General features: G+C 72.2%; 1 protein-coding gene. It reads right to left on the reverse strand.

From position 1 onward, the window contains the following. Nucleotides 1-1,194, reverse strand: a 1,194-nt coding sequence (locus tag AB0F72_RS42150; RefSeq protein ID WP_360444962.1) for a transposase, incomplete at both ends; no start/stop codon positions are given.

Genomic DNA, 1,194 nt, shown 5'->3' on the forward strand with positions numbered 1-1,194 from the left:
GGGGCCGGGCAGGGTGAGGTTGTGGTCGCTGTCGTAGCCGGCGTCGCCGAGCATGACGCCGATGGTGAGGTCGGTGCGGCCGGTGTGGTCGGCCAGGCGGGTGGCGGTGCTGGTCAGGGCGGTGGTGGTGGCGTCGAGTTGGCGGACGTCGTTGGGGTCTTGAGTGGCGTCGGCGTGCAGGATGAAGTGGTCTTCGCTGACCGCGGTCTGGCAGTTGTAGCCCTGGAGGTAGCCGTTGCGGGTTTTCAGCAGCCGCGAGTCCGGGTCGCTGAGGTTGGCTTGCGGTTGTTTACGGCTGTTTCCGCTGCTGGTCTTGGTGTTGCTGGCCTCGGCGGCGGCTGCGGCGGCGGTGAGGGCGTTGTCGTAGGTGGTGCGGGCGGCGCGGACGCGGCAGTGTTCGTCGACCGGGATCGGGGCGCGGCCTTTCGGGCGGCGGCCGGCGGCGCGGGCTTGTTCGGCGCGTTCGTGCCAGGCGTCGTGGCGGCGTTGCAGGCGGGCCCGTTCGGCTTGCCAGCGGGCCCGGGCGGCGTCGACCGCGCTGACGGCTTTGGGTCGGGGGCCGGTGATCGGGGTGTCCGGGTCGGCGAGGCGGCGCAGGTAGTCCTCGGCCTGCCGGCGGGCGGCGTCGTCCCGGGCCTGCGCGGCGGCTTTCTGGGCGGCGATTTCGTCGAGGGCGTGCTGGATGCGGCGCCGCCGCCCGGAACGGTCCCGCAGGTCGGGGGGTAGTTCGTCACCGCGGTCGGAGCCGTGTTCGGCGTCTTCGGCGGCGTCGGTCGCCGCGGTCTCGGCGAGGTGTTTCTCGGCGAGCCGGCGCAGGCTGTCCTCACCGCGGTTGGCGGTGCGGGCGGCGTTCGCGGCGATTTTCGTGCCGTCGAACGCGACCACCCCGAGCCGGACCATGCCCATCCGGGCCGCGAGCAGCAGTGTTTCGGTGAGCAGGCCGGCCAGGGCGGTTTCGTGGTCCTGACGGAACCGGGCCAGCACGGTGTGGTCGGGGATGTCACCGGCACAGATGATCCGGAACGCGACGTCGGTGTGGCAGAGCCGTTCGATCTGCCGTGACGAGCGCACTCCGTGGGCCATCGCGTAGACCAGCAGGGTGAGCAGCATGTCCGGGTGATAGCCACGCCGGCCGACCCCGCCCAGCTTCGCCCGGGCGTGGAACGCGGTCGTGTCGAGTTGACCGACCGCTTC

This window comes from Actinoplanes sp. NPDC023936 (assembly GCF_040639325.1).
Classification (GTDB): Bacteria; Actinomycetota; Actinomycetes; order Mycobacteriales; family Micromonosporaceae; genus Actinoplanes.